Origin of the sequence: Microcoleus sp. K1-B1 (assembly GCF_036704705.1) — a bacterium.
In the GTDB taxonomy this organism is placed as follows: domain Bacteria; phylum Cyanobacteriota; class Cyanobacteriia; order Cyanobacteriales; family Microcoleaceae; genus Microcoleus.
Map to the genome: position 1 here is coordinate 1 of NZ_JAUBSH010000157.1, position 7,079 is coordinate 7,079.

Annotated in this window: 7 protein-coding genes; 3 read left to right on the forward strand and 4 right to left on the reverse strand. The window is 44.7% G+C overall.

The features are described from left to right. Positions 1–120: 120 nt before the first annotated feature. Positions 121–1,473, reverse strand: coding sequence for a cytochrome P450 (locus QUA83_RS29625; protein WP_333297745.1), 1,353 nt, complete (start codon positions 1,471–1,473; stop codon positions 121–123). A 353-nt stretch (positions 1,474–1,826) separates the two neighbouring features. Between QUA83_RS29625 and QUA83_RS29630 the strand changes: the two genes are divergently transcribed. Then, entirely contained in the window at positions 1,827–2,210 is a 384-nt protein-coding gene (locus QUA83_RS29630; RefSeq protein ID WP_333297747.1) for an Mth938-like domain-containing protein, read from the forward strand. A 76-nt stretch (positions 2,211–2,286) separates the two neighbouring features. Beyond that, complete coding sequence (locus tag QUA83_RS29635) at positions 2,287–3,189, forward strand: alpha/beta fold hydrolase (RefSeq protein ID WP_333297749.1); 903 nt, start codon at positions 2,287–2,289, stop codon at positions 3,187–3,189. An 85-nt stretch (positions 3,190–3,274) separates the two neighbouring features. Here QUA83_RS29635 and QUA83_RS29640 read toward each other — a convergent pair whose 3' ends face one another. Further along, on the reverse strand, positions 3,275–4,180 hold the full coding sequence (locus QUA83_RS29640; RefSeq protein WP_333297751.1) for a methylated-DNA--[protein]-cysteine S-methyltransferase: 906 nt from the start codon (positions 4,178–4,180) through the stop codon (positions 3,275–3,277). 573 nt (positions 4,181–4,753) lie between these two features. On the opposite strand from QUA83_RS29640, the gene QUA83_RS29645 reads away from it, so the two are divergent. Beyond that, entirely contained in the window at positions 4,754–5,686 is a 933-nt protein-coding gene (locus tag QUA83_RS29645; protein ID WP_333297753.1) for a hypothetical protein, read from the forward strand. A 123-nt stretch (positions 5,687–5,809) separates the two neighbouring features. Here QUA83_RS29645 and QUA83_RS29650 read toward each other — a convergent pair whose 3' ends face one another. Together QUA83_RS29650 and psb28 are read right to left on the reverse strand one after the other, a co-directional pair. Further along, positions 5,810–6,316: a MogA/MoaB family molybdenum cofactor biosynthesis protein gene (locus QUA83_RS29650; protein WP_006632696.1), complete on the reverse strand. Its 507-nt coding sequence runs from the start codon at positions 6,314–6,316 to the stop codon at positions 5,810–5,812. 187 nt (positions 6,317–6,503) lie between these two features. Continuing rightward, entirely contained in the window at positions 6,504–6,839 is a 336-nt protein-coding gene (gene psb28, locus QUA83_RS29655; RefSeq protein WP_333161558.1) for a photosystem II reaction center protein Psb28, read from the reverse strand. Positions 6,840–7,079: the final 240 nt, after the last annotated feature.

The following is a 7,079-nucleotide window of genomic DNA, read 5'->3' on the forward strand; positions in this document are numbered from 1 at the left end:
AAAAAGTGAGGTATGCCCTATGCCCTATGCCCTATGCCCTATGCCCTATGCCCTATGCCCTATGCCCATGAGTACCTTATCTTTCTGAGAAAGGCTATATGACACGGTGTTTCACTGAATCTAACGCCGATCGCCCACAACGGTTAATCGAAACCGATCGGGCGGCACAAAGGTGATTCCCCGGCGCGCCGGACGAATTGGCCGATCGAGATTCGATACAAACTCACGCGAAGACAGCACAGTTGCTAAAACGAGCTTCATTTCAAACATGGATAACGCCATCCCGATGCAGCTTCGACTCCCGCCTCCAAATGGTAAAAATTCAGAGGCGGAAAACTTGCGATCTAAAAAGCGATCGGGATTGAACCGGGCGGGATTTTCGTAGGTTTCAGGGCGACGGTGCGCCAAATAGACACAGGGGATTAAAATCGTTCCCGGTGGATATGTATAGCCTTGGAGTTTGATCGTCCGTTTCACCTTGCGCGGCTGCGAAATTAAGGCAATTGGATAAACCCGCAGCGCTTCCTTGCAGACTGCTGTTAAGTAGGGCGACTGCGAAAGCGCGATCGGATCGGGATTCTCGCCTAATTCATCCAATTCCTTCCGCAACCTAGCAAGGCATTCGGGAAACTGATGCAGCCAGTAAAACGCCCAAGTCAACGCCGATCCAGTCGTTTCATGTCCCAATAACAACAGCGTCATCAACTGATCGCGCAATTCTCGATCGCCGATGGATTCGCCGGTGTCGTCGCGGGCCATCATCAACACCGACAGAATATCCGTGCGAGACGCATCGAGAGATTGCGATCGCCTCTCGGCAATTTCCGCATAAATTAGCGAGTCAATCTGCCCCATCTGCTGGAAAAACTGCCCCCACGGACTCCAAGGCCCCAAATTTTGCTGCAACGGTTCAAAGAAAAATTGCATCGAGTACAGTTCCGAGGTAATCGCCTCTAAAAGGTTGCTGAGCAATTGTTTCAGGCGTTCGTAGCGCTCTCCCGGCACTAATCCAAACACGACTTGCAAGATTACTTGCAGCGAAATTTCTGACATTTCTTCGCGGACTGCGATCGCATCTGGGGCTTTCCAGTCGATCGTCTGCTTTTTCGTCAAATCAACAATCAAATGTCCTTGACTGTGCAACTGTTCCCGATGCAGCGCGGGCATTAATAGCTGTCGCTGTCGCAGATGTCGCGACCCTTCATTCATAATTAGAGATTCATTTCCCACCAGCGGGCGAAATACGTTGGTCACTTTGCCAAACTCAAAGGCATCGGCTAAGGTCGTAAACACCGCCTGAATCGCTTGTGGACTGCCCAGAAACACCACGGGGGGCGAAGCGGGCCCCAACACGCGGGCGGTAAATGTATCGCCGTATTTGGCAGAGTAGCGATCAAAAAATGCGATCGGGTCAGCTACCAGCGAAAGCGTTTGGAACAAAGCAGGAGAACGAGATCCGGTAGGCAGCGTCATTGAAAAACTGGCGATACACAATCTTTCTAGTGTATATGGATCGACCTTGCACCCTGAAATTTATCTGCGATCGATCGACATTGGGTAGAAACCGGGTTTCTGAGCGTAAGCTACACCAGACCTATAAATGGACAAAACGCCAGTTGGTAGAAATGTTTGCACCCATATCTCGAAAGAGGCCAGAGCAATGCTTAACTCAAGGACTTGATGTTTGTAAACGAGCCTTGACTCAACAGAGATAATTTCAGTTAAGCTCAAGTTACTGGCTGCCGCTCAATTTAGCCGTTGGGCGCTCCTATCTACATTGGCTAAATCTCTTTTGTCCATCTTTTTATAATAGGAAAAACCAGATCGTGAGCAATTCTCAGCAAAGCCTGATTAGTCATATCTCTTGGGGACTTATTAAGGTAACAACTGACGGTCAAACTTGTCAATTCAAAGATTGTAAAGTATGGCCTGGAGGTGCTAAGGAATGGGATTGGAGACTCACAGGTACTCGTCACCAACCAGGTATTCAACCTGCTGATATCGAAGAAATTTTAGAGCAAGGTATAGAATTTATGGTTTTGACACGTGGTATGGAACTCATGCTACATACCTGTCCTGAAACTGAACAACTGCTGCATCAAAGAGGTATTGAGTATTATATTGGGCCTACCAAATTGGCTGTAGACCTTTTCAACAATTTAATGCAACAAGGGAAGAATGTCGGGGGAATATTTCACTCAACCTGTTAAGGCGGTATCCATGCAGCCAGGAAATTATATCGAACATTCGCTGAAAATAATCTCCAAGAACTAGGTAACAAAATATATGAAAGCCCAAAAGCATCTTTTTATCAAGTTAGCTTCTGCTATCTCGGCCTTTCTAGTAGTTGGCTATTTCGGCATCTCAGCTTATGCAGGACATACTCTTTCAAAGCCAAACAGATGCTTTGACCCTCTTAAAGCATCTGTTTTTGCTGTTCCTCCTGAAAATGTAACATTTCGTACACCTGATGGCGTGGAGATTGCTGGTTGGTTTATTCCAGAAAAAGCAAGAGATAAGGTATTAATTTTAGTGCATGGATTGAATTCCAGTCGGACTTGTGAGCTTGCTGGAAAGTTTGCCGAGTTTGGTTCAGCTATGAATCAAAAAGGCTTTTCGATACTTACGATCGATCTGCGAGGACATGGGCAAAGTGCTGATTCTCGTTTCACCTTTGGAATTACAGAAAGGCGAGATGTTATTGCAGCAGTGGATTGGCTTAAAATCAGGGGCTTTAAGCCAAAAAAGATTGGGGTTTTAGGTTTTTCAATGGGTTCGGCTACTGTAATTGGGGCAGCCGCAGATGACTCTGACATCGGAGCCGTGGTCACTGACAGCGGTTACGCAGAGGTTTATCCAATTATTCAGAAGCATTGGCAGTCAGCTTCAGGATTACCTGGGATATTTCTTCTTTCTACCATGATGTTTGGACATTTGTTGACTGGATATGATCTAACTTCTTCTAAGCCAATGCAGGAGATAGGTCGTATTTCCCCTAGACCTGTTTTAATTATTCATAGTGCGATCGATCCTTATACGCCTATACAAAACGCTCGCCAACTCAGAGAAGCATATCCTTCGGCCGAATATTGGGAAACCAATGCGAAGAAACATCCAGAAAGCTACAATACTAACCCAAAGATGTACGTTGACAAAGTTGCTGATTTCTACAATCGTAGTCTCAAGTAGGACTGTATAATCTGGTCGAGAAGGCTATTTAGGCTTTCCCTACCGGGCGGTTCATAATCGCCGCGCAAACAAACCAAAAGGATAATCAATCGCAGATTGTACGGCTAGCTTCCCAACCTAACATGACTGTTTTACGCTCTACTCCCCAGCCATAGCCACCGAGTTCTCCAGATTCTCGAATGACTCGGTGACACGGAATTAAATAGCCGATCGGATTTTTACCGATCGCATTTCCTACAGCTCTAGCAGCAGTTGGGCGAGCTACCATTTGAGCTATAGTTTGATAAGTTGCGATCGCCCCAAATGGCAATTGCAAAAGTGCTCGCCACACTTGAATCTGAAAGTTAGTGCCTTTTACCAAGAGCGTTAGTGGTTTTTGCTCGCTGAGAGTTTCTGAATTGAAAATCCGGTCACGCAATGATTGAGTGGTTTGCTCATCACGAATAATTTCAGCGTTTTTCCATGCCAATCGCAGTTTTTGTGCGGCGGTTTGTTCGTCTGTTGTCTCCAAGAAATAAAGATTACAAATACCACGGGTAGTTGTAGCAATTAGAGATTTGCCAAAAGGGGTATCATGAATGCCATAGCGAATTTGTAAACCTGCTCCGCCTGCTTTGAACTCCCCTGGTGACATTGCTTCTAAGTTCACAAATAAATCGTGTAATCGTCCGGGACTCGATAGTCTCACGTCCAATGTTAGGTCTAGAAGGCTTTTAGTATCAGTGATTTTTGACTTGGCATATTCAACTGTCAGATATTGCAAAAACCGCTTGGGGCTAATGCCTGCCCATTGAGTAAATAGCCGTTGAAAATGATATTCACTAAGTCCTATGTGCTGGGCCACCGTTGCCAGATTGGGCTGGTTTAGGTGGTGTTGTCGCATAAAGGCGATCGCCCGAGCAATCCGGTGATAATCTTCGCTAGCATAGACACTCGCATTCTGCATCGAAATCATGTAGTCTAAGTCAATGGAATTTTGATGTTTCCTCACTTTAGCGATAGACTAGGCTCAAAGCCACCCGTTTCTTGCGGTGAATGCAGCCAGTCGATTTTAGATTTTAGATTGAAGAGATTGAAGAAAGCGACCTCACTGATAAGCCCGGGGGCTTGCGATTTTATATTTTAGATTTTAGATTGAAGAGATTGAAGAGATTGAAGAAAGCGACCTCATATCGTTTCCGGTTGGATGGGAATGATAATGTTAGGTCTAGAAGGCTTTTAGTCTGAGCGACTTTTGACTTGGCATATTCAACTGTCAGATATTGCAAAAACCGCTTGGGGCTAATGCCGGCCCATTGAGTAAATAGTCGCTGAAAAGGATATTCACTAAGTCCTATGTGCTGGGCCACAGTTGCCAGAAGTTTATGAGACCCCAACTGCGGTACAATCTACAAAGACCCTGATGCAGAATTAGTCGATCGGCAAGACCAAGACCGTTACGGTATATCATATGCCGACCAACCCAGGCTACAATACCTTGAGACGGTTGATGAGATGTTTAGCAATAAATTAGCACGGACATATCAAGAATTTTAGATATCCATTTCGGAATTTTCTTCAGATCATGAATATTTTAGAAAAGTTTACGATTCACAAACGTAACCCCGATCTCTTGGTTATTCATCGAGATCCCGGATTATTCTTTTGGCTGTTTATGTTGATGTACTTTGGCTTTTTTAGTTGCCTAAATTTATTATTTGTCACGATAATTTGGGAAGCTCGATTGCCTCGAACTCTTACCTGTCAGCAACAGCAGCAAGCTGTAAATTGCGAGTATGTAATTCCTGGATTTATCTCTGGAAATACTATTAAAATTCCCAATACTAAAAAGGCGATAGCCTCTCAGACACCGAACGGCGAAACCATTGTCCTCACCAGTTCAAAACCTTGGATGGTTCTGGAACCGACATCCAATAACATTCAAAATATCCAATCAATTAACCACGGTTTAGCTAAATTGAATAATGGCGAGAAAATATGGAAGCTCGATATCTACGCACCCTATGAGAGTGTCACTATTGGTTTTGGGTTCTTCTTTCTACCTTTGGGATTATTGTTTTTTATACTAGGAATTTGCATAGTTTTCTCCCAGGGGTCTACCTACTTAGAACTAGATGTCAAAGCTAATACAGTGAGCATTATCAACTTAGGAAGATTTCGTTCGCAATTATCCCTTTTAAATCAACTTAGAGGAGCCGATAGTCCCGTTTACGGGCATTTAGGAATACTTTCTGAAAAATTTGGAATTTATGGTAGTTATCGACCTAATAACTACCGGAAGCTCCGTCTGTTGTTTACCAACCGCCGTCCATTTATACTTGGTTATTACCAACAAATATTGCATAGCGATGGAGTTCCGGGAGTAATAGGTGCGAGGATACTTGGTTATTACCAACAAACATTCCAGAACGATGGAGGTCAGGAAGTAATAGGTGCGATTAACTCATTCATGAATGAGATAGAATGGAGGCGAAGGAGCCAAAGGCTAGAAGGTTAATCCTTAATAATCCTCAGTTAGCCAGATATGTAACAGGTTAGGGACACGCTGGCTAGATTGGATTTGTCGCGAGCTAAATAGCAAGGAACCGATTGGATCTGTATGCATCGGCACCTTAACCCCTCACCCACCGCGCAACTGCGTCACCAAGTGAACTAATTCGGGTAAAATTAGCTTTTCCACAGCTAGTTTCACGCCATTGCTAGAGCCGGGAAGAGAAAAGACTAACTTGCCTTGATACACGCCTGCAACTGCGCGAGAGGCGATCGCCCTGGAACCAATTTCTTGATAGCTCAAAAACCGAAATATCTCACCAAATCCTGGTAAAATCCTGTCGAGCAAACTCTCCATCACATCATAGGTAGTATCTCGGGGAGCGATGCCCGTGCCACCGTTAAAAATGATTGCATCTACATCTTCACGCTGGGAAAAAGCCTGCATTTGCAATACAATTTTGGCCGCATCATCTTTAACAACAGTGTAAGCTACCACAGAGTGACCCGCATCTTTTAGCAGCTTCTTAGTTAACAAGCCACTATTGTCTGTTTCCGCCGAGCGGGTGTCGCTAACAGTAATGATAGCGCAGTTTACGGTTATTTTAGATAAGTCGGGGTGAGGAATTTGCGTCATATAACAGATGTTGAAGGAAAAAGGAAGAAGCAAGAAGGAAGAGGAAATCAGGAAAAGGGAAGAGGGAAGAAGTCATTAGTTTAGTTGTGATTTGTTCGTTGTTAGTTATTCATTATCAAATAACTAATAACCAATAACCAATGCCCCATATCCCATGCCCCATGCCCCATGCCCTATTCCCCATCAATTATGCCTTGCTAAATCCTAAGCCGTTGGCTTCCGAGTAGCGTTCCATGAAACGCATAAATCGATCCCATTCGGCGGAACTTTTCATTATATAAAGAGCTTCCAAACCCGCAGGCTGACCGTTGATGAACTTAGCATTAACCTCGCGAGTGAGGAGTTCGCCTTCGTCGTCGATCATGTACATTCCAGTAATGTCTTCGGTACTGGTGTTGCTGAGAGCTTTGGGATTTTCAAAGGTAAACCTGGCAGTGCCTTGCTCTCCGCTTTTAGAACGGGTTAGGCGCACTTCGGGCACAGCATCTTCGTCTATACCCCGAGAAAATTGAATTTTAGCCATAATCTGACAGTCGAACCTTAATAAGGATTGCTTAATTTCTTAATGTTTAATCATAAAACGATTCGGGTACTCGCAAATCAAGACTTGGGAGAGGGGAAGCGGGTGAGAGTGGCTGAGAGTGGGTGAGAGTGAGGCAATCGGAGACAAGGGGGAGGGGAGATGGGCTGACAGGTGTAGGTTTTTTACGACGGGGTAGTATAAAGTCAATTAAACCAGGCGAAAATGAGGGTGTTGAAACGA

Excerpts from the sequence above, each read along its gene's own strand:
- QUA83_RS29625 (WP_333297745.1), bottom strand. The coding sequence starts at position 1,473 with ATGACGCTGCCTACCGGATCTCGTTCTCCTGCTTTGTTCCAAACGCTT.
- QUA83_RS29650 (WP_006632696.1), bottom strand. The coding sequence starts at position 6,316 with ATGACGCAAATTCCTCACCCCGACTTATCTAAAATAACCGTAAACTGC.
- QUA83_RS29635 (WP_333297749.1), top strand. The coding sequence starts at position 2,287 with ATGAAAGCCCAAAAGCATCTTTTTATCAAGTTAGCTTCTGCTATCTCG.
- QUA83_RS29645 (WP_333297753.1), top strand. The coding sequence starts at position 4,754 with ATGAATATTTTAGAAAAGTTTACGATTCACAAACGTAACCCCGATCTC.
- psb28 (WP_333161558.1), bottom strand. The coding sequence starts at position 6,839 with ATGGCTAAAATTCAATTTTCTCGGGGTATAGACGAAGATGCTGTGCCC.